The sequence below is a fragment of the Saccharopolyspora sp. NFXS83 genome, from assembly GCF_026241095.1.
GTDB lineage: Bacteria > Actinomycetota > Actinomycetes > Mycobacteriales > Pseudonocardiaceae > Saccharopolyspora_C.
The window spans coordinates 225,135-251,684 of sequence record NZ_JAPFGB010000009.1 but is presented as its reverse complement, the minus strand read 5'-3'; the positions used below and the strand labels follow the sequence as shown (position 1 = coordinate 251,684).

The 26,550-nt window shown below is 71.0% G+C and carries 27 protein-coding genes and 1 tRNA gene; 14 read left to right on the top strand and 14 right to left on the bottom strand.

Features of this window, described 5'->3' with window-relative positions:
- Positions 1 to 19: 19 nt before the first annotated feature.
- From OOZ19_RS13135 to OOZ19_RS13120, 4 genes are all read left to right on the top strand, one after another.
- The gene (locus tag OOZ19_RS13135) at positions 20 to 595 is read left to right on the top strand and encodes a nucleotidyltransferase family protein (RefSeq protein WP_266090374.1); all 576 of its coding nucleotides are present in this window, start codon (positions 20 to 22) and stop codon (positions 593 to 595) included.
- A 134-nt stretch (positions 596 to 729) separates the two neighbouring features.
- Positions 730 to 1,035, top strand: a complete 306-nt coding sequence (locus OOZ19_RS13130; RefSeq protein WP_184477341.1) for a hypothetical protein — start codon at positions 730 to 732, stop codon at positions 1,033 to 1,035.
- 100 nt (positions 1,036 to 1,135) lie between these two features.
- Complete coding sequence (locus tag OOZ19_RS13125; protein ID WP_266090373.1) at positions 1,136 to 1,759, top strand: TetR/AcrR family transcriptional regulator; 624 nt, start codon at positions 1,136 to 1,138, stop codon at positions 1,757 to 1,759.
- A gap of 98 nt (positions 1,760 to 1,857) precedes the next feature.
- Complete coding sequence (locus OOZ19_RS13120) at positions 1,858 to 2,589, top strand: MOSC domain-containing protein (RefSeq protein WP_266090372.1); 732 nt, start codon at positions 1,858 to 1,860, stop codon at positions 2,587 to 2,589.
- A 24-nt stretch (positions 2,590 to 2,613) separates the two neighbouring features.
- Here OOZ19_RS13120 and OOZ19_RS13115 read toward each other — a convergent pair whose 3' ends face one another.
- Positions 2,614 to 2,835 carry a DUF3618 domain-containing protein gene (locus tag OOZ19_RS13115; RefSeq protein WP_266090383.1) on the bottom strand — a complete coding sequence of 74 codons (222 nt, stop codon included), beginning with the start codon at positions 2,833 to 2,835 and terminating at the stop codon, positions 2,614 to 2,616.
- 158 nt (positions 2,836 to 2,993) lie between these two features.
- On the opposite strand from OOZ19_RS13115, the gene OOZ19_RS13110 reads away from it, so the two are divergent.
- A tRNA-Leu gene (locus OOZ19_RS13110) sits at positions 2,994 to 3,067 on the top strand.
- A gap of 126 nt (positions 3,068 to 3,193) precedes the next feature.
- On the opposite strand, the gene OOZ19_RS13105 is transcribed toward OOZ19_RS13110, so the two are convergent.
- Positions 3,194 to 3,790: a DUF2249 domain-containing protein gene (locus OOZ19_RS13105; RefSeq protein ID WP_266090371.1), complete on the bottom strand. Its 597-nt coding sequence runs from the start codon at positions 3,788 to 3,790 to the stop codon at positions 3,194 to 3,196.
- Positions 3,791 to 3,909: 119 nt separating this feature from the next.
- Here OOZ19_RS13105 and OOZ19_RS13100 point away from each other — a divergent pair, with 119 nt between their 5' ends.
- Genes OOZ19_RS13100 through OOZ19_RS13090 form a run of 3 tightly spaced genes read left to right on the top strand, consistent with a single transcriptional unit; the run spans position 3,910 to position 5,326 of the window.
- Positions 3,910 to 4,560, top strand: a complete 651-nt coding sequence (locus tag OOZ19_RS13100; protein ID WP_266090370.1) for a helix-turn-helix transcriptional regulator — start codon at positions 3,910 to 3,912, stop codon at positions 4,558 to 4,560.
- A gap of 44 nt (positions 4,561 to 4,604) precedes the next feature.
- On the top strand, positions 4,605 to 4,979 hold the full coding sequence (locus tag OOZ19_RS13095; RefSeq protein WP_266090382.1) for a hypothetical protein: 375 nt from the start codon (positions 4,605 to 4,607) through the stop codon (positions 4,977 to 4,979).
- 11 nt (positions 4,980 to 4,990) lie between these two features.
- The gene (locus tag OOZ19_RS13090) at positions 4,991 to 5,326 is read left to right on the top strand and encodes a cupin domain-containing protein (RefSeq protein ID WP_266090369.1); all 336 of its coding nucleotides are present in this window, start codon (positions 4,991 to 4,993) and stop codon (positions 5,324 to 5,326) included.
- A gap of 19 nt (positions 5,327 to 5,345) precedes the next feature.
- Here the strand turns inward: OOZ19_RS13090 and OOZ19_RS13085 are convergent, their stop codons facing one another.
- Complete coding sequence (locus tag OOZ19_RS13085; protein ID WP_323055129.1) at positions 5,346 to 5,978, bottom strand: response regulator; 633 nt, start codon at positions 5,976 to 5,978, stop codon at positions 5,346 to 5,348.
- Complete coding sequence (locus OOZ19_RS13080; protein ID WP_266090368.1) at positions 5,978 to 7,180, bottom strand: sensor histidine kinase; 1,203 nt, start codon at positions 7,178 to 7,180, stop codon at positions 5,978 to 5,980. The genes OOZ19_RS13085 and OOZ19_RS13080 overlap by 1 nt, the downstream gene beginning before the upstream one ends.
- 181 nt (positions 7,181 to 7,361) lie before the next feature.
- Here OOZ19_RS13080 and OOZ19_RS13075 point away from each other — a divergent pair, with 181 nt between their 5' ends.
- The 3 genes from OOZ19_RS13075 to OOZ19_RS13065 are packed head-to-tail and all read left to right on the top strand — an operon-like array spanning position 7,362 to position 9,571.
- Positions 7,362 to 8,432 carry an ABC transporter permease gene (locus OOZ19_RS13075; RefSeq protein WP_266090367.1) on the top strand — a complete coding sequence of 357 codons (1,071 nt, stop codon included), beginning with the start codon at positions 7,362 to 7,364 and terminating at the stop codon, positions 8,430 to 8,432.
- Positions 8,433 to 8,455: 23 nt separating this feature from the next.
- Positions 8,456 to 9,136 carry an ABC transporter ATP-binding protein gene (locus tag OOZ19_RS13070; protein WP_266090366.1) on the top strand — a complete coding sequence of 227 codons (681 nt, stop codon included), beginning with the start codon at positions 8,456 to 8,458 and terminating at the stop codon, positions 9,134 to 9,136.
- Positions 9,137 to 9,148: 12 nt separating this feature from the next.
- The gene (locus OOZ19_RS13065; RefSeq protein ID WP_266090365.1) at positions 9,149 to 9,571 is read left to right on the top strand and encodes a DUF2871 domain-containing protein; all 423 of its coding nucleotides are present in this window, start codon (positions 9,149 to 9,151) and stop codon (positions 9,569 to 9,571) included.
- A gap of 269 nt (positions 9,572 to 9,840) precedes the next feature.
- On the opposite strand, the gene OOZ19_RS13060 is transcribed toward OOZ19_RS13065, so the two are convergent.
- From OOZ19_RS13060 to OOZ19_RS13045, 4 genes are all read right to left on the bottom strand, one after another.
- The gene (locus tag OOZ19_RS13060) at positions 9,841 to 10,497 is read right to left on the bottom strand and encodes a VC0807 family protein (protein WP_266090364.1); all 657 of its coding nucleotides are present in this window, start codon (positions 10,495 to 10,497) and stop codon (positions 9,841 to 9,843) included.
- A gap of 22 nt (positions 10,498 to 10,519) precedes the next feature.
- The gene (locus OOZ19_RS13055; RefSeq protein ID WP_266090363.1) at positions 10,520 to 11,116 is read right to left on the bottom strand and encodes a TetR/AcrR family transcriptional regulator; all 597 of its coding nucleotides are present in this window, start codon (positions 11,114 to 11,116) and stop codon (positions 10,520 to 10,522) included.
- 123 nt (positions 11,117 to 11,239) lie between these two features.
- Positions 11,240 to 11,875 carry a response regulator transcription factor gene (locus OOZ19_RS13050; RefSeq protein WP_266090362.1) on the bottom strand — a complete coding sequence of 212 codons (636 nt, stop codon included), beginning with the start codon at positions 11,873 to 11,875 and terminating at the stop codon, positions 11,240 to 11,242.
- Positions 11,866 to 13,116 carry a sensor histidine kinase gene (locus OOZ19_RS13045; protein ID WP_266090361.1) on the bottom strand — a complete coding sequence of 417 codons (1,251 nt, stop codon included), beginning with the start codon at positions 13,114 to 13,116 and terminating at the stop codon, positions 11,866 to 11,868. Before OOZ19_RS13045 ends, OOZ19_RS13050 begins: the two co-directional genes overlap by 10 nt.
- A 251-nt stretch (positions 13,117 to 13,367) precedes the next feature.
- Here OOZ19_RS13045 and OOZ19_RS13040 point away from each other — a divergent pair, with 251 nt between their 5' ends.
- The 3 genes from OOZ19_RS13040 to lysX all read left to right on the top strand — a co-directional run bounded on the left by OOZ19_RS13040 (position 13,368) and on the right by lysX (position 17,011).
- The gene (locus OOZ19_RS13040) at positions 13,368 to 14,264 is read left to right on the top strand and encodes a CPBP family intramembrane glutamic endopeptidase (protein WP_266090360.1); all 897 of its coding nucleotides are present in this window, start codon (positions 13,368 to 13,370) and stop codon (positions 14,262 to 14,264) included.
- Positions 14,265 to 14,521: 257 nt separating this feature from the next.
- On the top strand, positions 14,522 to 15,388 hold the full coding sequence (locus tag OOZ19_RS13035) for an SAM-dependent methyltransferase (RefSeq protein ID WP_266090359.1): 867 nt from the start codon (positions 14,522 to 14,524) through the stop codon (positions 15,386 to 15,388).
- A 123-nt stretch (positions 15,389 to 15,511) separates the two neighbouring features.
- Entirely contained in the window at positions 15,512 to 17,011 is a 1,500-nt protein-coding gene (gene lysX / locus OOZ19_RS13030; RefSeq protein WP_266090358.1) for a bifunctional lysylphosphatidylglycerol synthetase/lysine--tRNA ligase LysX, read from the top strand.
- A gap of 105 nt (positions 17,012 to 17,116) precedes the next feature.
- Here lysX and OOZ19_RS13025 read toward each other — a convergent pair whose 3' ends face one another.
- The 6 genes from OOZ19_RS13025 to OOZ19_RS13000 all read right to left on the bottom strand — a co-directional run bounded on the left by OOZ19_RS13025 (position 17,117) and on the right by OOZ19_RS13000 (position 26,494).
- On the bottom strand, positions 17,117 to 18,286 hold the full coding sequence (locus OOZ19_RS13025; RefSeq protein WP_266090357.1) for a VanZ family protein: 1,170 nt from the start codon (positions 18,284 to 18,286) through the stop codon (positions 17,117 to 17,119).
- Between the two features lie 103 nt (positions 18,287 to 18,389).
- Positions 18,390 to 19,385 (bottom strand): YdcF family protein, encoded by a 996-nt coding sequence (locus OOZ19_RS13020; protein ID WP_266090356.1) that lies wholly within the window; start codon positions 19,383 to 19,385, stop codon positions 18,390 to 18,392.
- A 445-nt stretch (positions 19,386 to 19,830) separates the two neighbouring features.
- Positions 19,831 to 21,501, bottom strand: a complete 1,671-nt coding sequence (locus OOZ19_RS13015) for a sulfatase family protein (protein WP_266090355.1) — start codon at positions 21,499 to 21,501, stop codon at positions 19,831 to 19,833.
- Positions 21,502 to 21,644: 143 nt separating this feature from the next.
- Entirely contained in the window at positions 21,645 to 22,037 is a 393-nt protein-coding gene (locus OOZ19_RS13010) for a type III secretion system chaperone family protein (RefSeq protein ID WP_266090354.1), read from the bottom strand.
- Positions 22,038 to 22,540: 503 nt separating this feature from the next.
- Entirely contained in the window at positions 22,541 to 25,450 is a 2,910-nt protein-coding gene (locus OOZ19_RS13005; RefSeq protein ID WP_266090353.1) for a penicillin acylase family protein, read from the bottom strand.
- A gap of 165 nt (positions 25,451 to 25,615) precedes the next feature.
- Entirely contained in the window at positions 25,616 to 26,494 is an 879-nt protein-coding gene (locus OOZ19_RS13000; protein WP_266090352.1) for an SGNH/GDSL hydrolase family protein, read from the bottom strand.
- Between the last annotated feature and the right edge of the window lie 56 nt (positions 26,495 to 26,550).

Below are 26,550 nucleotides of genomic sequence, written 5' to 3'. Positions count from 1 at the left end.
GGCTGGGTAGGGTCGGGGTGTGCGGGTTGCGGGGGTGGTGCTGGCGGCGGGTGCGGGGCGGCGGTTCGGGAAGCCGAAGGCGCTCGTGGACTACCAGGGCACTCTGCTGGTGGACCGGGCGGCGCGCGTGCTCACCGAGGGTGGCTGCGCCCCGGTGCTCGTCGTGCTCGGCGCGGCGGAGGACGAAGTGCGGGCGAAGGCCGAGCTCCGCGACGTCGCGGTGGTGTCCAATCCGGACTGGAACAGCGGGATGGGTTCCTCGTTCCGAGCTGGTCTCGCCGCTCTCGCCGCCGAACCGGAGGACGTCGCCGCGGCTCTGGTCCTGCCCGTCGACATGCCCGGCGTGACCGCGGAAGCGGTGCGCCGGGTCGCTGCGCACGCCGCTCCCGAAGCGCTCGCCGCCGCCTCGCTCGAGCAACGGCGCAGTCACCCGGTGTTACTGGGCCGTGCGCACTGGCGAGGGGCCGCGGCGGACGCGATCGGAGATGCGGGTGCTCGCCGTTACCTTCGTGATCATGCTGTCACCCTGGTGAGGTGCGACGGCGTCTCGGAAGGTTTCGATATCGACCGTCCCGCAGACCTCGGCAGCGGCTAACCCGTAGAGTCGTCTGTCACGCGTGAGGTGACGCCGAGCGACACCGTCCGCGGCTGCGACGCCGGCCAGGCAGGCGCGCCAACCCGGGCGGTGCACGCGTCACCGGGACGCAACAGCGCCGACGGGGAGGCAACATGGCAATGGGACACATCACCGCCAACTACGTGCCGGACGGCGATGACTGGTCGGTGACCGTCTCGACCGGGCAGAACACCCGCACCGCCCGCGCACCGGGCCTCATCGCCGCCAGAGATCAGGCGGATCAGCTCATCGAGCACTTGGCGCCGAACCCCAGCGGCCGGGTCGTGATCCACCTGCTCAACGGGGACGGATTCGCGTTCAGCACCGCGTACTTGCAGGCCCGGCACGGCCTGTCCGACGAGGCGACCCGACAGGCCGCTGCCGCCGCGGACACCGCCAGCGCGCACGCCGCCAGGTGACCCCGCCACCGGTGCGGAACACCGCGCCCGGGAACGGAGGAAAACCCGACAAGTTCTGCGAGAACCACGCAGCCCGCACCCTCTCTCTAGGATGGTCGCCGTGAACGCACCGACCAGCAGCTTGCCCGACGGGGCCAACCGGTCCCCCGGACGTGGCCGGCCACGGGACGCCACACGGGACACCGCCCTGCGCACCGCGGCGATGGAAGTGCTCGCCGACGTCGGCTACCGCGCCTTGACCATGGACGCTGTCGCCGCCCGCGCCCGCGCGGGCAAGGCCACGATCTACCGGCGTTGGGAATCGAAACTCGACCTGGTCATCGACACCTGCAACGAGCTGGTGCAGCGCAACATCCCGGAACCGGACCTGGGCAGCGTGCCCGCCGACCTGGGCGAGTTCCTGCGCGCGTTCGCCGCGTTCCTCACCGGTCCGGCGGGCAAGGCGGCGCAGGCGCTGGTCGGCGAGCTCCCGCACGAACGCGAACTGGCCGACGCGTTCCGCGAGTCGTTCCTGCTGCCGCAGCGCAACGTGCTGCGCCGCATCGTGGAGCGCGGCGTGGAGCGCGGTGAGATCAGCCCGCAGGCGCCGATGGACACCGTGGTCGAGCTCGCCGGAGCGGCGCTGCTGCACCGGCTGATGCTCACCGGCGAACCGCTGGACGACCGGTTCGTGGACCGCCTGCTGCAGGACGCGCTCCTCCCGCTGCTGCGCCGCGACGGGTGACCGCGCCCGCCTCCGACCTCGCGATGACGGCGGCGAGGATCGCTCGCGCAGCGCGATATCCTGAACACGTCCCGTGATCGGACCGAGCGGAGGTCGCCGTGGTGCGAGGAACCATCGCCGAGCTGTACCGGTGGCCGGTGAAGTCGCTGCGCGGTGAAGCGGTCGCCGCCGCCCGGTTCGACGATCGCGGGATGGTGGGGGATCGCGCGCACGTGCTCGTCGACGAGCGGGCGAAGCGCGCCGGATCGGTGCTCACCGTGCGGCAGAACCCGGCGCTGCTGCACTGGTCCGGGCACTACGGCGCCGACATCAGCGATCCGGCGGGGGATCCGGCGTTGCACGGGCCGGACGGCTCGACGTGGAAGTGGGACGACCCGGAGCTGCCGGGAGCGCTCGCCGAGTCGCTGGGCGTCCCGCTGAGCCTGCGCAGCGAGGACGGGAACCAGGACCGCGGCCCGACGGTGCTCGTCACGTTGCAGACCACGGTGGACGCGTTGAGCGCGGACATGGGGGAACGGGTCGACCTGCTGCGGTTCCGGCCGAACGTGCACCTGGATCTGGACGTGGCGCCGTTCGCCGAACTCGGCTGGGCGCCGGGGACGACCATCACCGCCGGGGACTTGACGCTGGAGATCGTCGGGCCGAACTCGGGGGCCTGCGTGCGCTGCGCCGTGCCCAGCTGGGACGCCGGTGGCCGGACGCGTTGGAAGGAACTGCAGAGCCGGCTGATCGAACGGTACGACAACGAGTTCGGCACCATCATGCGCGTCACTCGGGGCGGCACCGCTCGACGCGGCGAAGCCGCGGTCGTGCGCCCAGCAGGGTCATGACCCCGCGGACGCACGCCGCGCGGCTCAGCGGAAGATCTTGCGCACCACGATGACGGCGACCAGCGCGCCGACACCGATCATCGCGTAGCGCACCCTCGGGTCGTTCAACTTGTCCTGCACGCTGGCCTTACCGGACTCCACGAACCGCTTCGGGTCCGCCTTGATGCTCAACTCGTCCAGTGTCACGGCCAGCGAGTCACGAGCCTTCTCGATGTCGCGCTGAATGGCGTCCGGATCACGAGCCACGCCGTCCTCCTCCATGTTCACCTGGCTGGTGACACCGTAGATCACACGCTCCGCTCGGACCCACCGACCATTACCTGAGTCGAGGCACGGCACCGCGCACCGAACCACCCGGCCGGGGACACAACGGACATCACCACCCGTTAGGCTGGTCCGCACTGGGGGCCGTAGCCCAATTGGCAGAGGCACTAGGTTTAGGTCCTAGCCAGTGCGGGTTCGAGTCCCGCCGGCCTCACCGATTTCGACGCTCGGCGTCGCCGCGTTCCGCTCCCGCACCGTTGAACGCGGGTGGTTCTCACTTCTTGTTCGCCGTTGATCCGAGGTCGACCACTCCTGCGCTCACCGACGGACCGCGCCCGGATCAGCGGTCGGAGTGGGTGAGCCCTTCGATGGTGAGGGCTTTGCGGCGCTGGTGGACCGTCAGGTAGCGGAGCCCGGACTCCCCGGCGAGGAACTCGCGGCGCGAGCGCTTCGGCAGCCAGAGCAGCACGCCGGGGGCGAGGTCGACGTCGCCGCCTTCGGTGCGCAGCGTTCCCGTTCCGTGCAGCACGTGGATCAGCACGTCCAGGTCCGGCCCCGCGTGCGCGTCGATCTTCTCGCCCGCGGGCAGCTGGATGACGTTGGAGTCCAGGTCTCGCTCGCGGACCGGCAACGCCCACACCGCCCCCGCCGCGTCGGGGTCGCCGCCCAGTTCGCCGGTGTCGCAGAGGATCCGGGGCAGCGGCGTCGAGTGCAGCCTGCCGATGCGGACGCGCCACTGCTGCGGGCCTTCGGCCACGTACTCCCAGCTGAAGCCGCCGGGGAAGTCCGCTTCGAACTCACCGCGAAGGGGCTTCGGGTCGTGGTCGTTGACCAGGACGAACGTCTCGCCGGGGGCGAGCGCGGTGAAGGCGCCGAAGATCGCGGGGTGCTTCTGCGGCTTCGGCAGCGCGCGGACGTCGAGCTCCTGCTCGGACATGAGGCCTCCTGGACCTGTTTCCACAACGATCAATTGTATAAACTCTACGGCCAGGACCGACAGCGGAACCAGGGCGCCTCCCCGGCCCGCGCTCACGTCCACCGAGCGAGGAGATCGTCATGGGCGGGAACCCGACTCCGGGAACGCCCGGGCGGCGGCAGGAAGTGCTGGCGCTGCTCCGGGAATCCCGCACGACGTGGGACATCAACGCGATCGCGCGCCGGCTCGCGGTGCACCCGAACACGGTCCGGTTCCACCTGGATGCCCTGGTCGGCGCCGGACAGGTCGAGCGCGTCGACGCGCGGCGCTCCGGTCCCGGTCGGCCGCCGCTGCTGTTCCGCGCCAAGCCGGGCATGGACCCGGCCGGGCCGCGCGAGTACCGGCTGCTCGCGGGCATCCTCGTCGACGAGGTCGCGCAGGCCCCGGACCCGGTGCGCAGCGCGGGCGAGGCCGGACGGCGCTGGGGCGCGCGGCTCGCCGGTGACACCCCTCGCCCCACCCGCCCGGACGCCGTGGGCCACCTGACCGGGCTGCTCGACGAGCTCGGGTTCCGGCCCGAGCCGCGCGCGCAGGGCGCGGAGATCGGGCTGCGGCACTGCCCCTTCCTCGAACTCGCCGAGGAGCAGCGGCAGGTCGTGTGCCACGTGCACCTCGGGCTCATGCAGGGCGTCACGACGGCGATGGGCGCCCCCGTGACCGTCGACCGGCTCGACGCGTTCGTGGAACCCGACCTGTGCGTCGCGCACCTCTCCCCCGAGGACCGGGGTTGATCGCGTGGGCGGTCGCGGTGGCCGTGACCTTCACCTGGCTCGGCATGGTGCTCGCGATCTCGTTCGTGGAGGCTCCGCTGAAGTTCCGCGCGCCCGGCGTGACGGTGCCGATCGGGCTGGGCATCGGGCGGCTGGTGTTCCGCGCGCTCAACGCCGTCGAGCTGATGTTCGCGCTGGTCCTGCTCAGCTGCCTCGCCTCGCGGACACCGCCGGTCGCCGCCGGCGTCGCGGCGGGACTCGCCGTGGCGGCGCTGGCGGCGCAGTTGCTGCTGCTGCGGCCGGTGCTGGCCCGGCGCACGCACGCCGTGCTCGCCGGGCAGGACCCGCCGCGCTCGCCCGCCCACCTCGGCTACGTCGCCCTGGAGTTCGGCAAGCTGGTCGCGCTGCTGATCGGCGGCGTCCTGCTGCTCACGTCCTGAAGGAGAAACCGTTGGCAACGACCTCGCTCACCGAACTCGCCGCCGAACGGCTCTCGGCCGCCCGGCGGTCCCGCGCCGGGCGGGCCACCAGCACCGTCCACGGTGGATCGGAGCACGCGTTGCGGCAGGTGCTGCTCGCGCTCACCGCGGGCAGCGCGCTCGCCGATCACGAAAGTCCCGGCGAAGCCACGTTGCAGGTGCTGCAGGGTTCGGTCCGGCTCACCACCGAGTCCGATTCGCTCGCGGCAGTGGAAGGTGATCACCTCGCCCTGCCGCGCGAACGGCACGGCCTGACCGCGGTCAGCGACGCCGTCGTGCTGCTGACCGTCGTCGCGCCCACGTCTTGACGCGGCGTCCCGCCGAGCGCTAGCGGCGGATGAGGCCGCGGTCGACGGCCACGGCCACCGCCGCGGTGCGGGAGTCCACGCCGAGCTTGCCGTAGATGTGCACCAGGTGGGACTTCACCGTGGCCTGGCTGAGGAACAGCTGCTTGCTGATCCGCTGGTTCGACAGGCCGTCCGCGACGAGTTCCAGCACCTCCGTCTCGCGTCGGCTCAGCACGGTGCCGGGAGTGCGCATCCGGTCCATCAGGCGGTGCGCGATGGTCGGCGCCAGCGCGGACTGGCCCGCGGCGGCGGTGCGCACGGCCGCGGCCAGCTCCTCCGGGGGCGCGTCCTTGAGCAGGTAGCCGGTGGCCCCGGCTTCGACCGCGGCGAGGATGTCGGCGTCGGTGTCATAGGTGGTCAGCACCAGCACGCGGGGCGCGTCCGGCAGCGCGGTGATGGCGGCGGTCGCGTCCGAGCCGTGCATGCCCGCGCCGAACTGGAGGTCCATCAGCACCACGTCGACCTGTTCGGTGGCGGCGAGTTCGACGGCGCGTTCGGCGCTGACGGCCTCGGCGACCACCTCGAAGTCCGGTTCGGTGTCGAGCACGGCGCGCAGGCCGGTGCGCACCACCGGGTGATCGTCGGCGAGCAGCAACCGGATGATCCCGCTCATCACGCGTCCCCTTCCGTCGCGGGCCTGCGCGGGAAGCTCACCGCGAGCGCGGTGCCCTGCCCCGGCGCGGACTCCACGCTCAACGTGCCACCGAGCGCGCGGGCCCGCGCCCGCATCGCGGCCAGCCCGAATCCGCCGTCGATGCGCCCGGCGCCGGACTCCGCCGCCGGGTCGAATCCGATCCCGTCGTCCACCAAATCGAGCGCGACGCGGGTGTCCATGTAGGTCAGCGTCATCTCCGCCGCCTCCGCCCGCGCGTGGCGGACGGTGTTGGCCAGCGCGGACTGCGCGATCCGCAGCAGCGCCACCTCGAACGGAGTGGGGATCGCGGCCGGTTCGCCGTCCAGGTGGAACCGGACCGCGGCCCCGGAATGCGCCGAGGTGGTGGCGCACAACCGTTCCAGCGCAGCCGGGAGCGACCCGCCTTCCAGGTCGGGCGGCGTCAGGGCGTGCACGAAGCGCCGGGCCTCCGCCAAGTTGTCCTGCGCCTCCCCGCGCGCCCGCAGCACGTGCTCCGCGGCCAGTTCGGGCTGGTCGGGCAGGGCGCGTTCGGCGGCGCGCAGGAGCAGCTGGATGCTGGAGAGGCCTTGCGCGAGGGTGTCGTGGATCTCCTTGGCCAGCCGCTCCCGCTCCGCGAGCACGCCCGCGGAGCGCTCGGCCACGGCGAGGTCGTGCCGTGCCGCGGTGAGCTCCTCGATCAGCTCGCGGCGCTGCTCGCTCTCCCGGTACAGGGCCTGGTAGCCGAGCACGACGGCCACCGCGACGGCCGCGCCGAGCGCGGGCCCGAGGGCCGCCGCCGGGGTGAACCCGCCCTGGTGCCAGGCGAATCCGGCGATCGCGAACACCGTCGTGAGCAGCACCACCGGCAGTCCCGAGCGATCCGGCAGCAGGTGCAGCTGCAGGAAGAACAGCGGGAACGCCAGCCACACGCCGTCCGGAGTGAGCCACAGCAGCACCAGCCACACCGCGCCGAGCAGGCCCAGCCACGCCGCCGCGGCCCACCTCGAGCGGCTCACCCGGGGCAGCAGCGGGCCCGCGGCGTACACGGCGGCCAGCGCGGTGGCGGCGGCGATCACCGCGGCGGGGCGCGGCAGTTCGTTGGTGACGGCGTGCACGGCGGCCAGCACGAGCAGGCCCGCCATCAGCAGATGCAGGCACAGGCGCAACGCGCGCAGCGGTCGGGTGAGCGTCAGGGGGTCCACGGTTTTTCCAGGCTACGTCCTGGTCAGGGCGGTGCATCGATCGAAAGGTTGATTCGCGCCCGCACCTTTCGACACCGCGAAGCCGACCCGCGGCGCGATGTTCCGAGGCGCTCTCCGGACGAGGGTTGATGCCGTGCCGGGCAGGAACCCGGCCGGAACGTCCAGAGAAAGGCACTCGACCGTGTTCGTCGCCACCAGAGACCTCCGGTTCGCGAAGGGGCGGTTCGCCCTGATGGGGACCGTCATCATCCTGATGACCCTGCTCGTCGGGTTGCTGTCCGGCCTGACCGCGGGCCTGGGCCGGGAGAGCACCTCGGCCATCACCGACCTGCCCGCCGACCACGTGGTGTTCTCCGCGCCGTCGGAGGGCCAGGAACCGACCTTCACCGAATCCGAAGTGGACCGGCAGCAGTGGCAGCAGTGGCGCGACGTCCCCGGCGTGCACGGCGCGGACCCGCTGGGCATCGCCACCGCCAAGGCGCAGTCCGGCACGAACAGCACCGCGCTGGCCACCTTCGGCGTCGAGCGGGGCTCCGCGCTGGTGCCCGAAGGCGGGAACGTCGGCCCCGGGGAGGTCGTGCTCTCCGAAGGGGCCGCCGAAGACCTCAACGTCGGCGGCGGGGACTCCATCACCGTGTCGGGCCAGGAAATGCGCGTGACCGCCGTGTCCGGCGACGCCTCCTACAGCCACAACCCGGTCGTGTGGACGAGCCTCGCCGACTGGCAGCGGTTGTCGCCCGGAACCGAGCAGAAGGCGACCGTGATCGCGCTCCACAGCGACGACGGCGCCGACCTCGCGGCGGCCGACGCGCAGCTGCACACCAGCACCGCCACCACCTCCGGCGCCCTGTCAGCGATCAGCTCGTACAGCTCGGAGAACGGGTCGCTGCAACTGATGCAGGCGTTCCTGTTCGCGATCTCCGCGCTGGTCATCGGCGCCTTCTTCACCGTGTGGACCATCCAGCGCAGCGGGGACATCGCGGTGCTCAAGGCGCTCGGCGCCACCACCCGCTACCTGCTGCGCGACGCGCTCGGGCAGGCCGTGGTGCTGCTCGTCGGCGGCACCGCCATCGGCACCGGCATCGCCGCCGCGATCGGCGCGGTCGCCGTGGGCACCGTCCCGTTCGTGCTGGAAGTCGGCACCGTGCTGCTGCCCGCCGCCGTGATGATCGTGCTCGGCGCGCTCGGCGCGGCGCTGTCGGTCCGGCGCATCACCGCGGTCGATCCGCTGACCGCCCTGTCCACCCGCTGATCACCCCGAGTCAGGAGCCAGTCATGAGTTTGCAGTTGCGCGACATCACCCTCACCTACCCCGACGGCGATTCCCGGCTCACCGCCGTGGACCGGGCGAACCTGGACGTGCCCGCCGGTTCGGTGACGGCCGTGATCGGCCCGTCCGGTTCGGGCAAGTCCAGCCTGCTCGCCGTCGCCGCCGCGCTGGTCACCCCCGACTCCGGCCGGGTCGTCGTGGACGGCACCACCGTCACCGGCATGAACCAGGCGCAGATGACGGCGGTGCGGCGGGAGAAGATCGGCATCATCTTCCAGCAGCCGAACCTGATCGCGTCGCTGACCGCGGCCGAGCAGTTGCAGGTCATGGCGCACCTCGACGGTCGTTCGGCGCGGGACGCGCGGGACCGCGCGGTGGAGCTGCTGGACGCGGTGGGCCTGTCGGACAAGAAGGACCGCAGGCCGCACCAGCTCTCCGGCGGGCAGCGGCAGCGCATCAACATCGCCCGCGCGCTCATGAACGACCCGGCGGTGCTGCTCGTCGACGAACCGACCAGCGCGCTCGACCACGAGCGCGGGGCCGCCGTGATCGACCTGATCACCACCCTGACCCATCGCCGCGCCACCGCGACCGTGCTGGTCACCCACGACACCACCCACCTCAGCGGGGTCGACCAGGTCGCCGAGGTCCTCGACGGCCGGGTCCGCGTTCCCGCGGCGAGCTGACGGGACGCGATCATGAGGAAGAGCTACTTCTCCGCGGTGATCTACGCGGTGCTCGGCCTGCTGGCCGGGGTGTACTTCCGCGAGCTGACCAAGGCTCAGGAATTCGCCGGCGACACGCAGCTGTCGGTGCTGCACACCCACCTGCTGGTGCTCGGAACGCTGGTGTTCCTGCTGGTGCTGCTGTTCGAGCGGGTCGCCGGGCTGTCCCGGAGCAGGTGGTTCGGCTGGTTCTTCTGGACCTACAACGCCGGGATGCTGGTCACCGTCGGCGGCATGGCGGTGAACGGCACCATGACCGTGCTGGGCGAGCCGACCGGTGCCGCGCTCGCCGGCATCTCGGGGCTCGGCCACATCCTGCTGACCGTCGGCCTGGTGTGCCTGTTCACGGCGATCCACCGCACCCTGCTCGCACCGGGACACCCCCAACGGCGCTGAGCCAGCACCGCTACCGGAGTGAACGGACCGTTCATCCCATCCCCTTGGACAAGCGGTCCGTTCACTCACAAAACGCACCTGTCCCGAGCCGCGCACTTCGCAGCACTGCTACCGGAGTGAACGGACCGTTCGTCCCATCCCGTTGGGCAAACGGTCCGTTCACTCACAACCCCCTGCGAGCAGCGCACGGCGCGGCGATCACGAGTGAACGGACCGTTCATCCCATCCCCTTGGACGAACGGTCCGCTCACTTCAACGTGGCGACCGCGTCAGGTGGGCGGGTGCGGGTGGAGTGCTGTCCCTTGGAGCCGGAGGCCGCGTCCGCGCAGGTAGGCGCGCCCGCCTCGGCGCATCGCCACGGCCAGCGCCAGCAGCGTGACGACCAGCAGCACGTCGTCGAGCAGCGGCACCACGTCGATCGGCAGGTAGAGCGCCATCAGCACGCGCAGCGCCGCGTCGGCGAGGAACGCGCATCCGCACACCGCGGTGCCCACGCGCAGCAGCCGGCGCAGCGGCGCGGAGCGTTCCCAGCTCGCCTCCCAGGTCTCGCGCTGGTCGGCATCGGACACGAGCCGGGTGCCTTCGTAGAGGAACGGCCGCCGCAGGAACAAGGTGGCCAGCAGCCACAGGCCGAGCGCCGCCGTGCCCCAGGCATCGCGCACCAGCAGCACCCGGGGGCTGCCCGCCACGAACGACATGAGCACGGTCAGCAGCATCGTGGCGAGCACGAAGATCGTCACTCCGCTGATGCGCCGCTCGGCACGGATCTGCTGAGCGGCCCCCACCAGGGAGAGCGCCGAGCCGAGCAGCAACGCCACCACTTGGTCGACGCCGAGCGCACGGGCTCCGTAGAAGACGATCAGCGGACCGATGAGTTCGTACAGCATCGCGCCGGTCAGCAAGCGGGTCCACGGTCGTCGCCGCATCGCGTTCTCCCCCATGAGCACGTCACTCTCGTCTGGTCGCGCGGTCGAAGGCGGTGACGACTTCGCGGGTGTAGCCGTCGAAGTCGAATTCGGGCTCGTCGCGGAGCCGTTGCGCCGCGGCGTCCACGGCGCTGCGGATGAGCACCGCCATCGCGCGCGGCTCGAACTCGCGGAACTCCCCGGACCGGATTCCGGCTGCGAGGACCGCTTCGAGCCCGCGCACGCTGAGCTCCTGCGCGCCGGTCGCGGTGTAGCGCTCGCCGGACTCGGTGCGCAGGTGCGGCCCGATCTCGGTCAGCGCCAGCAGGTCTCGCGGATGGTCCCGCAGGAACCGCAGGTTGGCCTCCAGGTAGGCCCGCAGCCGTCCGGCGGCGGTGCTCTCCCGTTCGGTGCGCTCGTGGATGACCCTGGCTCCGGCCTGGAACACGTCGTGCACGATCTGACGGATCAGGTCGTCCTTGCCCGCGAAGTGGTACGAGATCATCCGCGGACTGCTCAGCCCGGCCCGCTCGGTGATCCGCGCGAACGACGCCTGGGCGTAGCCCAGCTCCGCGATCGTGTCGATCGCCGCCCGCACGATCTGCTCTCGCCGAGCCTCGTTCGTGACCGATCGCGCCACCGGTCCACCCCCATTTTATCTGGATGAATAAAACTTACCTCATCTGGATAAGATCTGGAAGCGCACCGAGCCCCTGCTCGATTCGGGCGTTGAGCACGGTGAGACCTCGCGCCGAGGTGGAGGTCACGCGTGGACGTAGGTCAGGACCGCCAGGACTCGTCGGTGGCCGCTGTCGCCGGCGGGGAGGCCGAGTTTGCGGAAGATGTTGCCGATGTGCTTCGTCACGGCGCGTTCGGTCACCACCAGCGAAGCGGCGATGGTGAGGTTGTCGTGGCCTTGCGCCATCAGGTGCAGCACCTCGCGTTCGCGGGCGGTGAGCACGTCCAGCGGGGAACGCCGGTTCATCAGCTGCGAGACCACTTCCGGGTCGAGCGCGGTGCCCCCGGCTGCGACCCGGTGGAGCGCGTCGAGGAACTCCTCGACGCGCCCCACCCGATCTTTGAGCAGGTAGCCGATGCCGCCCGCGCCGGAACCGAGCAGTTCGGCCGCGTAGGCGCGCTCCACGTATTGCGAGAGCACCAGCACCGGCAGCCGGGGCAGCTGTTCGCGCACCGCGATGGCGGCGCGCAGGCCCTCGTCCTGGAAGTCCGGCGGCATCCGCACGTCGAGCACGGCGATGTCGGGGCGGTGCTCTAGCAGGGTCGGCACGATCTCGGGGCCGCTGGTGGCGGTGCCGACGATCTCGTGGCCGGCGGATCTCAGCAGGAGGCCGATGCCTTCGCGCAGCAGCGCGTTGTCCTCGGCGATCACTACGCGCACGGCAGCCGCACCTCGATCGTGGTCCCGCCGCCTGCCGGGCTGTCGATGCGGGCGGTGCCGTCGAGCGCGGCCACTCGGCGGCGGATGCCGAGCAGGCCGGTGCCGCCGTCCGGGTCGGCGCCGCCGCGGCCGTCGTCGCGCACCACCACCCGCAGGCTGCCGCCGTCCCCGTCGATGGTCACTTCGGCGTGCCGGGCGGTGCTGTGCTTGGTCATGTTGGTGAGCGATTCGGCGACGACGAAGTACGCGGCGGCTTCGACCGGAGCCGGTGGCCGCGGCAGGCCGTCGGGCACGCGGACCGCCACCGGGACGCTGCGGCCACCGGCGAGCGCGTGCACGGCGCCGCCGAGCCCGCGGTCGGCGAGGATCGGCGGGTAGATGCCGCGGATGAGCCCGCGCAGCCCGCCCAGCGAATCCTCGATGCCTTCCCGCGCCTCCCGCAGCATCGCGCGCGCCGCGTCCGGGTCGGCGGTGAAGGCGCGTTCGGCCAGGCCGAGCCGGACGGAGACGGACACCAGCTGGGCTTGAACGCCGTCGTGCAGGTCCCGTTCGATGCGGCGCAGCTCGGCGCCGTGCGATTCGACGGCGTCGCTGCGGGTCTCGGTGAGCCGTTCGACCCGTGCGGCGAGCCGGGCCCGAGCGGTGGGTCGCAGCAGCGAGCCGGACAGCCGGGTGAGGCCGCGCACCGCCAGCGGCATTCCCCAGAGCTGCAACGCGGCGTAGCCGGCGGCTTGCAGGAACGGCAGCGTCAACGCCTGCGGCCACGTCCGCACTTCGACGAACGCGGTGACGGCGCCCGGTGGCAGCAGCCACCACCACGCGGGCATCGTCAAGCTGTACCCGACGGCGGGCGGCAGCGCGATCACGAACACGGCGACGAGAGCGCCGAGCGCGCCGTAGAGGACCAGCCACACCAAGTCCCGCCACGTCGCCGGATCGCGCGCCACGATCCGGGATCGGCGCCACCGACCGCCTCGCGGCACCTGGTACGGCGCCGGGATCCGGTGTCCGAGCACTCGGCCGACCCGCTCGCGCTCCAGTCCTGCCAGGGCGCGCACCGGTCGCACGACTTCCGGGGCCAGCGGCAGCAGGAGCAGCAGCAACGGCACCAGCGGTGCGCCGAACGCCGCGGGCAGCGCCGTGCGCAGTCCGTCGAGCAGTACCGCGGTGGCCCGCCCGCTGCGCGTGATCGCCGTTGTCATCCTGCCCCCGAGTGCGGCCGTCGTGACGTGCGACGACACCGCGGAACTCTACTCGGCGCCCCTGCCGTGGTGTAGCTGGCTACACCTCGGTTCGGGGAGCGGGATCCGCTGTGCCGCAACGAAAATCTTCCTAACCTCGAATTCGTCGGACCGGCCGGGGATTGCACGCGGCCGGGGATTCCCTCACCGCCCGGCGCGACGTCCTCCCGCGCCGAAGCACGATCGCGGTCCGCAATGGACACCTCTCGTCCCGGTCCGGGGCGACGCACCCCTCGCAGAAAGGAACCGTCGTGGTCATCCACATCCCGGCGAACGACGAGCAACGCCGCGCCCGCCCGGGCGTCCGCGGCCTCATCGCGCGGAACCCGCTGGTCGGCTTCTTCGTCCTCGCCTTCGGGCTCAGCTGGGTCGCGTGGATCCCCTACGTCCTGTCCGAGCAGGGCATGGGGTTGATCGGTTTCCGCTTCCCCGAACTCCTCGGGACCCCGCAGCTGCTGGCGCTGCTGCCCGGCGCCTACCTGGGTCCGATCGCGGGGGCGTTCCTCGTCACCGCCCTCAGCGATGGCCGGGACGGCGTGCGCCGCTGGGTGGGCCGGTTGTTCCGGTGGAACGTGAGCTGGCGCTGGTACGTCTCGCTCATCGTCGGGGTGCCGCTGCTGCTGAGCGCGGTGAGCCTGCCGTTCGCCGGCTGGCAGATCCAGGCACCGCCGATGTGGATGCTCGCGGCGTACCTGCCCGCCCTGGTGTTCCAGCTGATCACGACCGGTCTGGCCGAGGAGCCGGGCTGGCGGGACTTCGCGCTGCCCCGCATGCAGCCGCGGTTCGGCCCGCTGCTGGGCACCTTGATCCTCGGGGTGCTGTGGGGCGCGTGGCACCTGCCGCTGTTCCTCACCGACTGGGCCGGGTATCCGAACGTGCACTGGACGCAGCCGGTCGAGTTCGTGCTGGCGGCCGTCGTGTTCAGCTTCGTGATGACCTGGGTGTTCAACCGCACCGGCGAGAGCCTGCCGCTGGCCATGATCTTGCACGTCGGGGTGAACAACTTCTTCTCCGTGGCGTGGACGGAGATGTTCCCCGGGGTCGATCCCGGCCAGGACTCGACGCACGTCCAGCTGATCGCCTGGTCGCTCGTGGGGCTGGTGCTGATCGTGGCGACGCGCGGCAAGCTCGGCTACCGAGGCGCCTGAGGTGGGTGAACGGACCGTTCGTCCAATCGGATTGGGCGAACGGTCCGTTCACTCCTCTCGGCTCGGCGGTGCCGCTCGGGGATGCCCGGTGCTGAGCCGGATATCGCAGCGGCGATCAGCCGGGTGACGAGCCGGCGCTGCGCCCGGTGGCCGATTTCGCCGCTCGCGGCGCCGGAACGCTCGTCCCGCGACGACTGGCGGCACTAGGCTCGCCCAAGATCATCGAGCTCGCGCCGCCACGAGGAGCCACGCCGAACATGACCGACGATCAGCTCCCCGGCCCGGCGGGCTACCGGACCGTTTCGCCCGAGGTCGACACCTCGGTGCCCAGCGTGGCCCGGATCTACGACTACGCGGTCGGCGGCAAGGACAACTTCCGCGTCGACCGCGAGGCGACGCACGCGATGCTCGACGGGGTGCCGGACATCGTCGCCACGGCGCGCGCCAACCGGGCCTTCCTCGGTCGCGGGGTCCGGTACCTGGCCTGCGAGGCGGGGATCCGGCAGTTCATCGACTTCGGCAGCGGTCTGCCGACGCAGCTCAACGTGCACCAGGTGGCGCAGCGGGAGAACCCGGAATGCCGGGTCGTCTACGTCGACAACGATCCCGTGGTGCTCGCGCACGGCCGGGCGCTGCTGTCGGAGGACCAGCGGACCACGGTCATCCAGGCCGACATGGCGCAGCCCGGCGCGGTGCTGGAGGACCCGGCGACGCGCCGGCTCATCGACTTCGACGAACCGGTGGCGGTGCTCTACGTGTCGGTGCTGCACTGCCTGCCCGACGAGGCGCGCCCGGACCGGGCCGTCGCCGCCATGCTCGACGCGGTCCCCGGCGGCAGCCACCTGATGATGTCGCACCTGGTCAGCGACGACGCGGACGCCGCGGAGTTCCTCACCCGCTTCATGACCGAGCAGACCGCGTGGGGCCGCGTCCGCAGCGAGGCGGAGGTCACCGCCCACTTCGACGGGCTCGACGTCGTGGAGCCCGGACTGGTCGACATCACCCGGTGGCGGCCCGAGCCCGAACAGCAGCCGGTGCACGCGCCGTTCGACCACGCGATCCCGTCCCGCCCGGAGTTGGAGGGCAAGATCTGGGAGTTCGGCGGCATCGCCCGGAAGCCCTGAGCGGCCGGGGCGGCGTGTCGGCGCGAGGCGTCGCCGACGCGCCCCGAACCGGCCCGAGCAGCGCCGCCGACGCGGGACCGACACCCCGGCCAGGCTGATGAGCTGGGCCGATACCATGGCCGGGTGAGTGAAGCGGTGGACGAGAATCACGAGGACCTCCCGGAGCAGATGCGCATCCGGCGGGAGAAGCTGGACCGGCTGCGGGAGAACGGAGTCGACCCCTATCCGGTCGGCTATCCGCGCACCACCTCGATCGGTCCCGTCCGCGAGAAACACGACGGGCTCGAACCCGACGTGGCCACCGGGGACCGGGTGTCGGTCACCGGCCGGGTGATGCTGTACCGCACCGGCGGCAAGCTGTGCTTCGCCACCATCCGCGACGACAGCGGCTCCATCCAGATCATGCTGGCGCTGGACAAGGTCGGCGCCGAGTCGCTGGACGCGTGGAAGGCCGAGATCGACCTCGGCGACCACGTGGGCATCACCGGCGAGGTGATCACCTCCAAGCGCGGCGAGCTCTCGATCATGGCCGACGAGTGGGCGTTGACCTCGAAGTGCCTGCGCCCGCTGCCGGAGAAGCACAAGGGGCTCACCGACCCCGAGGCGCGGGTGCGGCAGCGCTACGTCGACCTGATCGTCAACCCCGAGGCGCGGCAGCTGGTGCAGCAGCGCGGCAAGGCGGTGCAGGCGCTGCGCTCGGTGCTGCTGGACCGCGACTACCTCGAAGTCGAGACCCCGATGCTGCAGCAGGTGCACGGCGGCGCCACGGCCCGGCCGTTCACCACCCACATCAACGCCTACGACCTCGACCTGTACCTGCGCATCGCGCCCGAGCTGTACCTGAAGCGGCTCGTCGTCGGCGGCGTGGAGAAGGTCTTCGAGATCAACCGCAACTTCCGCAACGAGGGCGCGGACTCCACGCACAACCCCGAGTTCACGATGCTGGAGTTCTACGAGGCCTACGGCGACTACGACACGGCCGCCGAGCTCACCGCGGAACTCATCCGGCAGGCCGCCAAGGCCGTGTTCGGCGACTTCGTGGTGCGCCACCCCGAGCACGGAGACATCGACCTGGGCGGCGAGTGGCCGTCGATCACCCTCTACGGCTCCGTCGGCGAAGCGCTCGGCACCGAGATCACCCCGCGCACGCCCGTCGAGGCGCTGCGCGAGCTGGCCGACGCGAAGGAGATCGCCTGGGACCCGTCGTGGGGTCCGGGCAAGCTGGTGGAGCACCTGTTCGAGGAGCTCGTCGAGCACACGCTGGTGGTCCCCACGTTCGTCCGGGACTTCCCGCTGGAGACCAGCCCGCTCACCCGGCAGCACCGGGACGACCCGCTGCTGACCGAGAAGTGGGACCTGATCGGGTTCGGCATGGAGCTCGGCACCGGGTTCTCCGAGCTCGTCGACCCGGTGGAGCAGCGGCGCAGGCTCACCGAGCAGTCGTTGATGGCCGCGGGCGGCGACGCCGAGGCCATGCAGCTCGACGAGGACTTCCTGCGCGCCCTCGAATACGGCATGCCGCCCACCGGCGGCGTGGGCATCGGGATCGACCGGATGCTGATGGCCTTCACCGGCAGGGGCATCCGGGACACCATCCTGTTCCCGATGGTCAAGCCGAACTGACCGGCCGTCCGCGGCGAGGCGGTGCGCGCGGTTCCCGCCGCCTCGCCTCGCCGCGGAGTGCGGCCCGCCTGCCGGGCCGGCGGAAGTGACCGGCCCGACGGCGACTCAGCGCTGCGGGACGCGGGCGACTCCGGCCTGCTCCGGGGCCGTTCGAGCGTCGACGATCCGCAATCCGGCGAACTTGTAGGACAGGCCGCGGTGCCCCGCCGTGGCGAACAGGCCGATCAAGGAGACCAGCGCCAGCAGTTGCGCCAAGCCGGAGAACGGTCCCAGGGCGGGCACGTCGGCGGACGCGTCACCGAGCTGCGCCAGCAAGAAGTAGCCACCGGTGCCGGTCAAGCTGCGCAGCAAGCGCGGCCCGGTACCGGGTGCACCTCCGTCGACGGTCGTCGCCCGCAACTGCACGATCCGCTGCCCGAGGCTGGTCGAACTACCCGCCACCGGTAGCACGACCGCGAGGACGAACCACGGCAGCCAGACGCCGAGCAACCCCGCCGCCCAGGAGCCCGGTATGTCCTCGGTGCGCGGGGCGTTGCCCTGGAACAGCATTCCCTGCGCCGCCATCAGCACGAGCAGGCCGCCGGAGCTGCCCAGGGCGCTCAGCATCGTGTAAGCGGTCATGTCGCACAACGACGCCAGCAGCCGCCTGGACCTGGTGACCGGGCGGGGCACCCCCGGCAGGGCGGTGATCCGCTGACCGGGCACGGCCCGCAACACCGGTGCCGCCCAGGCCCCCACCGACGCCCCCGCCGTGTTCATGATCAGGTCGTCGAGGTCGAACAGCCGGTAGGCGCACGGGTACGCGAACCAGATACCGGTCCCCTGCGTGATCTCGATCAGCAGCGAGACGCCCAGCCCGATCGCCGTGGTGGCCAGCACGCCGCGGCCGAACAGGTGCCGGACGAACATGCCCAGCGGGACGAACAAGCCCACGTTCAGCACTACCTGCGTCAACGCCGGATTGCGCAAGGTCGCCAGCACGCTGCTGCCGGTGGCTTCCTTCTTCATGTCGTTGAGGAAGTTGAACGGAACCCACTGCGGCCCGCCCATTCCCGACGTGGCGCAGAAATCAGGAGTGAGCTGCGGGAAGGGCAGGAGGACGTAGGCGACCAGCGAAACGCCGTACACCACAGCGGCGAGCGCTAACGCGAGATTGCCCATGCCGAGCTCGCCACGTCTGCGGTATTGCCGAGCGATGTAAGGGACGAACAGCACCGCGGCCAGCAGCAAGCCGATCAAGATCCCCATGAACGCCGGCAACAGCCGGGTACTCACTATCGTCTTCCTTCCTTCGAGACAGCACTTGTCAACGCGTCCTGCTGGAACCGCTCGGGGATGGCCAACGAGCCAGCCCCGGGGCGCCGGCGGCGAAGAGGGCTCAGAGCGCGACGAGCACGGAGTTGGCGATCAGCAACGCGCACACGCCGAGGTTCACCACCCGGTGATCCAGGAAGATCGCCACGAACTCGCGGATCGTCGCGCTCGGCCAGAAGTAGCTCGCGGTCGGCGATCCGATCACGTGCGCTTCCACCTTCTCCTTGCGGGCGATCCGGGCCGCCCGCATCACGTGGAAGTTGTTCGTCACCACCAAGACCCGGTGCTCCGGCCGGTGCTCCCGCATGATGACCTCGCTGAACCGCAAGTTCTCCTCCGTGCTGCGCGACCGGTCCTCGACCAGGATCCGGTCTTCCGGCGCACCGTTGGCGATGAGGTGGTCGGCCATGGCGCGCGCCTCGGGGACGTCCTCACCCGGCCCCTGCCCGCCGGAGGTCACCAGAATCGGGTCGCGGCCCTTCTCACGTTCCTGGTGGAAAGCGGCCAAGCCCTTGTCGAGCCGGCTCGCGAGCAACGGCGGCACCCGTGAACCGAGCAGCCCCGAACCGAGCACCACGATGAAATCGACCTCGTGGCGATGCGGCAGCAAGCCGTAGACGAGCGAGTAGAGCAGGAAGCAGACGAACAGCACCGACACGTATCCGAGCACCTTGCCCGCCGCGTCCATCACGATTTCCAGCGGGAGCCACCTGGTGCCGTTGGCGACCGTCCGCAACACCAGGAACACGACGATCCCGGCACCGGCGGCCAGCGACAGCAGGTTCCCCGGCCGTTTCCCCTCCCGCCGCAACATCGTCACGCCGTTGGTGATCAGGAAGACCGCGAGCACCAGAGTGGTCAGCGGGATCAACAGCACCAGCACCAGCAACGCGATCCCCGCGGCTGCTTCCGAATACGAGGCCAGCCACATCAGCGCACCGCCGACCAGGAGAAGGCAGCCGAGGAACAGGTAGACACCGTTGCGGACCAGCCGCCGGTCGTACGCGAAGCTGACGGCGAACACCGCGAACAGGACAACGGCGGGAATGAGGAAAAGCACGCGCGGAAGCCTAACCGAGCAAGTGCTAGCGCAGGGGGTTTCCTAAGACACACAATTCCAACGGGGATGGAGAACTCGGCGGAAGCCGCTCGCGAGAAACGCGAACCACGGCACGGCGGGAGTCGGCAGCGCGGACCGCGGCGGCCGAGTCCGCAGGGACTTGACGGCCGTGCCGACGCTGACTTCTGAGGGGCACGAATTCCGCTGCGTCCGGCCCGCATCGACGGCCGAGTCCATGCGACTGGACGAGGAATTCCCTTGCGCGCGCTCGATTTCGGTCATCGGCGGGGTCGGCATCAACGACCGGAAGGCGCCGCAGTTCCCGCAACGGGAATCCGGGGCACCCTGCTCGCGATGTTCGCTCCGAACCGACCGGCGCCGGACGCTGCGGCTGTGCGCACGGCGTCGCGGGGCGGGCGGTGAGCAACCCGGACGCGCGGGCCCGTCAGCTCGGTTGCGGGGCGGGCGGGACGTCCTCGCCGCAAGCCGCGCCCCGGCAGTCCTGGAGCTCGTCGAGCCGGGCGTCGAGGAACGCGCGCACTTCGGCGTAGCGGGCGTCGTTGTGCTTCGACGCCAGTTCGTGCGGGTCGATCGCCAGGTCGTAGAGCTCGTGGGCGCCGCTGACGTAGCGGACGTAGAGGTAGCGCTCGGTGCGGATCGCCTCGTAGGCCGCGTCGAGCACCTGGCTGTGGTCGTCGCGCGGCTTGCCCGGCCGGGGTGAGGCGGTGCCGTCCTGGTCCAGGTCGCCCGCTCCCGCCGCGAGCCCGACGGACACGTCCTCCGCCGGTGCACCGGAACTCCCCGGCCCACCCGGCCGCACCGGGGTGTGGAACGCGCCCTCCCCGGCCTCGTGCAGCAGCGGCCTGCCGGTGCGCAGCCGCGGATCCTGCGCGAACGGCAGCAGGGATCGCCCGTCCAGCGCGAGCGTCGGTTCCGCCTGCCCGATGTCGGCGATGGTCGCGGTGAGGTCGGTGTTCGTGCTCAGCTCCCGCGCGTGCGTGCCGGCCGCGAGGCCAGGGCCCCGGATCAGCAGCGGCACGTGCGCGGCGGCCTCGTGCGGCAGGAACTTGCCCGTCGGCACCCGGTGCTGGCCGAAGAAGAAACCGTTGTCCGAGGCGAACAGCAGGTAGGTGTTCTCCAGCTGCCCGTTCGCGCGCAGCGCGTCGACGAGCCGCTGCACCGCCTCGTCCACCGCGAGCAACGACTCCAGCCGGAGCCGGTAGCTCTCGGTGATCTCGGTGTCGGTGTTCACCGCGATCGACGGGTAGTCCCGCAGGAAGCGCGGCTTGTCGCTCATGTCCGCCTCGCCGTAGGACGGGTCGTTCGGCACCTGCTCCTCGGAGAACGCGCCCTGGTGCCGCAACGCCGGGCGCGGCCCGCGGCCCACGCGGAAGAAGTCGCCGTTGGTCGGCGCGCCGTGCACGTTCTCCCCGTGCGGGGCGAGGAAGGCCAGGCTGAGGAAGAACGGCTCACCTGCCGCCGACCGCCGGTTGATGAAATCGATCCCTTTGTCCCGGTACACGTCGGTCTGGTACAGCTCCGGGTCCTGCACCCACGGGTCGCCGTAGGTGCGCATCGTCCCGTTCTCGTTGAGCCGGTAGCCGTACATGTCGTAGGTGGTCGGGTCCACCGATCCGCGCCACTCGTCCCAACCCGGCGGTACGTGCGTCTCCTCGGTCTTGCCGTAGCCGTTGGGGTACTTGCCGATGTGCGAGGTGACGTAGCCGGCGCGCTGCATCCAGACGGGCAGCGTGTTCGCCTCGTCGAGCATGTCGTAGCCGCCGAGCGGGGCCGCGTTGTGCCGCACCCCGTTGTTGTGCGCCAACTGTCCGCTGAGGAATGTCGAGCGGGACGGGCAGCACAGCGGGAACGACGCGTAGTACTGGTCGAACGTGACCCCGCCGAGCCCGAGGATCCGCTGCACGTTCGGCATGAACCGCATGCTGTCGAGCCACTGGTCGTCGGTCATCACCATGACGACGTTCGGCTTGCCCGCCTGCACCCGGGGTTGCGCGGCGGGGCGCGTGGCGGTGCACCCGGCCAGCACCGCTCCGACGATCAGCAGCAATGCCAGCGGCGCGCGAGACGATCCGGAAAGGGAGCGGAATCGGGCCATGCTCTCGTTTTCCACGGAATGCGACGGAGAAGTCAAGATTCCGGCCGGACCAGAACACGATCAGGCGCATCTCATCGGGTAGTCCTGCGTCGTTGAATCGATCCGGCTCGGCGCGTTCGCCGTTGAACGCGCGACCGGGAGAATCAGTAGCCGTCGCCGCCGAAGAAGGTCTCCTCCAGGTGGTCGGCGGTGTCGGCGACCAACTGCAGCGGGTCGAGGAACTCGTTGATGTCCAGGTTCAGCAACGGCAGCGAATGCCGCAGCACCACGTGCTCGCCCATGATCACGGCGCCGCACACCACGGAGGTCTCGCCGATCTCCTTGAGCAGCAGCTGCAGGTCGACGTCGGCGACGAGTCCGCACACCGAGGCGACCTGGACCCAATCCTCCTGCTTGTCCAGCACTTCGCGGCAGACCATGATGACCTGGCTCCGCTCGTCCTCGTATTCGATGAGGATTCGGATCTCGTCACCGGTGTCCTCGATGACCCGGTATTCGGATCGGACAAATGCGGCAATGTCGTCCCACGTGGCCAAGGTGCCCCCAAGGTCGTCGATTGTGCCGCCGCGAGACTAGTGCACGCGAACACCGGCCGGGAACACCACGACCGCATGATCCGGCTGCGCCGAATGCCTTGCCACGAACGGCTTTTCCGACACTCCGCGCAATCACCCCGAGCCCGCCCACATCGCTGTCGGAGTGAACGGACCGTTCGACCAATCCCCTTGGACGAACGGTCCGCTCACCCCAACCCACGATCCGCACCACTCGACCCCACTGCGATCCGAGTCAACGGACCCTTCGACCAATCCGGTTGGACGAACGGTCCGCTCACCCCAACCCACACTCCTCCTTCACACGCACGGCCCACCTCCGGAACGAGTGAACGGACCCTTCGACCAATCCGGTTGGACGAACGATCCGCTCACCCCAACCCGCCATCCGCACCACTCGACCCCACTGCGGATCCGAGTCAACGGACCCTTCGACCAATCCCCTTGGACGAACGGTCCGCTCACTCCGGTCGTGGCGCGAGGGGTCAGCGGTGGGAGGGGAATTCGACGACCTGCTGGTAGGTGGGGCGGTTCTGCCAGCTGATCGGGTCGTGGGCGATGCCGCCGATCTTGTTCTGGATGATCGCGTCGGCGCACCACTGGTCGCCGGGCTCGCAGTCCGCGTCACCCGGATAGGTCTGCTCGGCCGGTGTCGCGCCGGCCGCCGCGAGGCTGTCGACGAGCGCTTGGCGGCAGGCGTCGAGGCTCCCGTCGCCGCACAACGAGTTCCCCGGCCCCGGAGCACCCTGCCCGAATCCGCCGGGAACGTCCTCGCCGAGCGCGCCGCGCAGGTTCTTCGACACCTGCCCGTACCAGCCGGTCAGGAACGCGGATCCCTGGTGGGCCTGCCCGACGTGCTCGCCGGGTTCCTCGTTCTGCCACCCGGACGGCGACTCGTTGATGTGCTCGGCAGCGGTCAGCGCCTGGTACGCGTCCGCACCGACCGCGGGCTCGAAGGTGCCGCGCACCAGCAGCGGCCACCAGGCGTCCATGAGCTCGATCGCCTCAGCGTGGGCGTACTCGCGGCTGCCCGGTTCGGTCTCGGTGCGCAGCCCGCCGTCGTTGAGCCAGTCGCGCAGCGAGCCGATCCGCGCGGTGAGCTCGGGATCGTCGCTCGGGGCGCTGTCGAGCACCTTCAGCAGGTCCGGGAGCACCCGCTCGGCGCGCAGGTCGGCCAGCCCGGCCTCCTCCATCGCCTGGGTGAGCCCGGCCCGGTCCACGCCGCCTTCGGCCACGAGCCCGCGGACTCGGGAGTCGAGCAGGTCACCGCGCTGCACGGCGCCCTTGCTCCAGTCGGCGCCGCTGGTGCCGGGAGCCTGCTTGTTGTTCCAGCTGACGAGGTAGTCCTGGTCGATGGCGCGCGGGTGCTCCTCGAACGGCGCGTAGTCCGCCGTGTTCCCGTCCGGGTTCCAGCCCTGCCACTCGAATTCGGGGTCGGACACGACGGGCATCGCCGGGTCCACCTCGGGGTTGCGGACCACGTTGTCGCCCGAGTTGAAGTGCGCGATGTGCTCGGAGTCGGCGTAGAACCAGTTGAACGTGTAGTTCACGTCCTCCGCGGCGCGCTGGAACGCCTCCGGAGAGGTGATCTCGGCGGGGTCGTTGAAGCGCTGGAAGCCGATGATCGAGTCGACCTCGTGCTGGAAGGTCGAGCGCACGGTGCTGTAGGCGACGGGTTTGCCGTCGATGGTGGCGCGGTGCGTCACCGGCCCGTAGCGGGTGCGGAACGAGACCAGCCGGTACGACCCGGCGGGGGTGTCGTCGCCCAGGTTGGGTTCCCAGGAGTTCTGCCGCTCGACCTGCTGCATCGGCAGGCATTCGCCGCGGAACAGGTAGTGGTCGGAGTCCTTGGTGACGGGCCCGCCGTCGGGCGCGCACAGCTCGACGGCGTAGGTGTCGATGATGTCCTGCGCGGCCGTGGTGGCGCTCCACGAGTAGTCCTGGCCGCGGCCGAGCAGCGTGTAGAAGCTCAGGCCGGCGAACGAGGCGCCCTTCGACGAGATCCCCGGCCCTTGGAGTTCCTGCAGGGTCAGCAGCTGCGGGGCGAAGTAGCCGGTCTGCGGGCCGAACACGGCGATCGGGTTGCCGCTGTCGGTGTGCTCGCCGGACACGAGCAGCGCGTTGGACATGCCGCGCGGCTCGGCCATGTCAGCGGGGACTACGCCGTCGTCGAACATGCCGCGCAGCGCTTCCGCTTGGGCGGCCCGGTCGTTCTGGTCGGGGACGCCTTCCGGCCGCGCGACCGGGGTCTGGCGCTGATCGCGGTCTTCGGGTTCGGCGGCGGAGCCGGTGGGGTCGAACACGAGCTGCTGCTCGGTCACCGATCCCGGATCGGGCATCGCCGCGCCCTGCGGGTTCTCCGGGGAGACCGCGTACGGGAACGATCCGTCGTGGACGGTGGAGATCGACTCGGGGTCGTTCTCGGCGCGGAAGGTGCGCCACACCTGCTCGCCGCGCTCGGGGCCGAAGCGCTCGTGCAGCGACATCCGCGCCACGGCCTGCTGCACTTCGTTGCCGCCGCCACCACCGAACTGCGCCCCGACCAGCGAGGCGAGCACGACGAGGTCGGTGAGCTCGAACGGCTCGATCTCCCCGGCGTTGGTGATCGGGTCCACGTGCCCGGTCGCCACGTACTCGCCGGGGAAGTAGCGGCCGTCGTGCGCTTCGCGGATGTAGGTGTTGATGCCGTCCACGTAGGACTTCGCGTCGGCGAGCGCCTGCTCTCCGCGCGGCCCCGCGCTGCGGGCGGACTCGATCTGCTGCTCCAGCTCGTGCTCCGTGTAGGGCGAGGTGGCGAAGAAGCCCTGTTCCAGCTCGCGGTTCGCGGGGGCGCCGCCCGCGAAGGAGCTGACCTCGCCGCGACCGGCCCGGCGCAGCACGTCCATCAGGAACAGCTTGTCCTCGGCCGTCGTGTAGCCGGCGCCGAAGGTGGTGCCGTCGCGGGTGTCGCCGTAGACGTGCGGGATGCCCGCGGTCTTGTCCCGGACCACGGTGACGTCTTCGCGCGGGTGGTAGGTGCGCTCGACGTCGTCGGGGCGGACGCCGAAGGAGTTGTCGTTGAAGAACTCGTCGATGGTGCCGGTGGTGAGCTTCGAGTACCCCGAGGCCAGCTCGTCGTAGGGCGCGGTCTGGTCGGCGGAGTGCGGCGGCTTCGTGCCGAGCAGCAGGTGTCCGGCGAGCTCGGCCAGCGTGGCGTTGCCGTTCTGGCCCGGCGGCAGGATGTGGTGGCACTGCCCGCCGCAGTGGTCCGGCACCTGCGGCACGTCCGGCGCGGACGCGGCCTGTTCGGAGCCCGCGGCGGGCGGCTCGGGGGCCGCGGCGGCGGAGGGGGTCACGATCAAGGCGCCGAGGACGGCGCCGACGCTGAGCGCCGCCACGATTCGCTGCCCGGCCATCTGCGAGTCCTCTCGTCGTCGTCGACGCCGGACGCTAATCGAAGACCAGCAAAAATGAAATCAATTCACGTTCTTCGGAGCTCCAGGTTGGGCCGTCCGAGTGAAGCGAGAACCCCGAATGCTCACGTGCGTGACAAACGAACGCGGGACGCGACAGCGCCCCGGCTATCCGGCATCCGGTCGCACGACCACGTCCTCGGGCCGCACCGGCTCGACCAGCCGCAGTCCGCGCCGAGCCCGGCGTTCCCGCCGCGACTCGACGACCTCCCGCGCCATCACCGCCACCCCGTGCGGCAACAGGTCGGATCCGCGCCGCACCAGCCACGGCACACCCCGGAACACCAGCCAAGCCAGGTGGTGCCACGGCGTGATCCGGGCGCCGCCGGAACACCGCAGGCTCACCGGTTCCGGCACCCGGCACCCGGCGGCGAGCAGCCGCTGCGCCATCGCCCGCGCCAGCCGCCGATGCCCGAGTTCCGAGGGGTGCAGCCGGTCCACCGACCAGGTGCCGAGCTCGTACGCCCCGGGCAGCGCGTCCAGGTCCACGCACTGCGCGCCGTAGCGGGCGACCACCTCGTCGAGCACCGCGTTCACCTGGTCGATCCGCTTGCGCAGCGCGCGGCGCAGCGGCGCGGGCAACCGGAACACCCGCCCGTGGTCGTGGTACCGCGCGGTCACCACGACCGCTCCCGCCGCGGTCAGCTCACCGATCACCACGTCCAGCCGCCGCCGCAGCAGCACCGGGTCGAAGTCGGAGCGCAGCGTGTCGTTCATGCCGACCACCAGCACGGCGGCGTCGGGCCGCAACCGCAGCGCGGCGGGCAGCTGCACGTCGTGCACGTCGCGCACCCGCGCGCCGGAGGTGGCGAGGTTCGCGTACCGGATCCGGCCGGGCCCGCCCAGCGCGTCCGCGAGCAGCCGGGCGAAGCCGCGCCACCCGCCGCCCGGCAGGCGATCACCCATGCCGAGGGTCGTCGAATCGCCCAGCGCGACCAGGCCGCGCACCGGCCGCCCGGTCGCGGATCCCGTTCTCCGCTCGCTCACGCGCATCACCTTCACCGCCGCGAGCTCACCCGCGGTGAGGAACCGGTGGCCACCCG

Excerpts from the sequence above, each read along its gene's own strand:
- OOZ19_RS13105 (WP_266090371.1), bottom strand. The coding sequence starts at position 3,790 with ATGTCCGAGCAGGAGCTCGACGTCCGCGCGCTGCCGAAGCCGCAGAAG.
- OOZ19_RS13035 (WP_266090359.1), top strand. The coding sequence starts at position 14,522 with ATGACCGACGATCAGCTCCCCGGCCCGGCGGGCTACCGGACCGTTTCG.
- OOZ19_RS13060 (WP_266090364.1), bottom strand. The coding sequence starts at position 10,497 with ATGCGGCGACGACCGTGGACCCGCTTGCTGACCGGCGCGATGCTGTAC.
- OOZ19_RS13015 (WP_266090355.1), bottom strand. The coding sequence starts at position 21,501 with ATGGCCCGATTCCGCTCCCTTTCCGGATCGTCTCGCGCGCCGCTGGCA.
- OOZ19_RS13085 (WP_323055129.1), bottom strand. The coding sequence starts at position 5,978 with ATGAGCGGGATCATCCGGTTGCTGCTCGCCGACGATCACCCGGTGGTG.
- OOZ19_RS13100 (WP_266090370.1), top strand. The coding sequence starts at position 3,910 with ATGGGCGGGAACCCGACTCCGGGAACGCCCGGGCGGCGGCAGGAAGTG.
- OOZ19_RS13005 (WP_266090353.1), bottom strand. The coding sequence starts at position 25,450 with ATGGCCGGGCAGCGAATCGTGGCGGCGCTCAGCGTCGGCGCCGTCCTC.
- OOZ19_RS13095 (WP_266090382.1), top strand. The coding sequence starts at position 4,605 with ATGGTGCTCGCGATCTCGTTCGTGGAGGCTCCGCTGAAGTTCCGCGCG.
- OOZ19_RS13130 (WP_184477341.1), top strand. The coding sequence starts at position 730 with ATGGCAATGGGACACATCACCGCCAACTACGTGCCGGACGGCGATGAC.
- OOZ19_RS13070 (WP_266090366.1), top strand. The coding sequence starts at position 8,456 with ATGAGTTTGCAGTTGCGCGACATCACCCTCACCTACCCCGACGGCGAT.
- OOZ19_RS13065 (WP_266090365.1), top strand. The coding sequence starts at position 9,149 with ATGAGGAAGAGCTACTTCTCCGCGGTGATCTACGCGGTGCTCGGCCTG.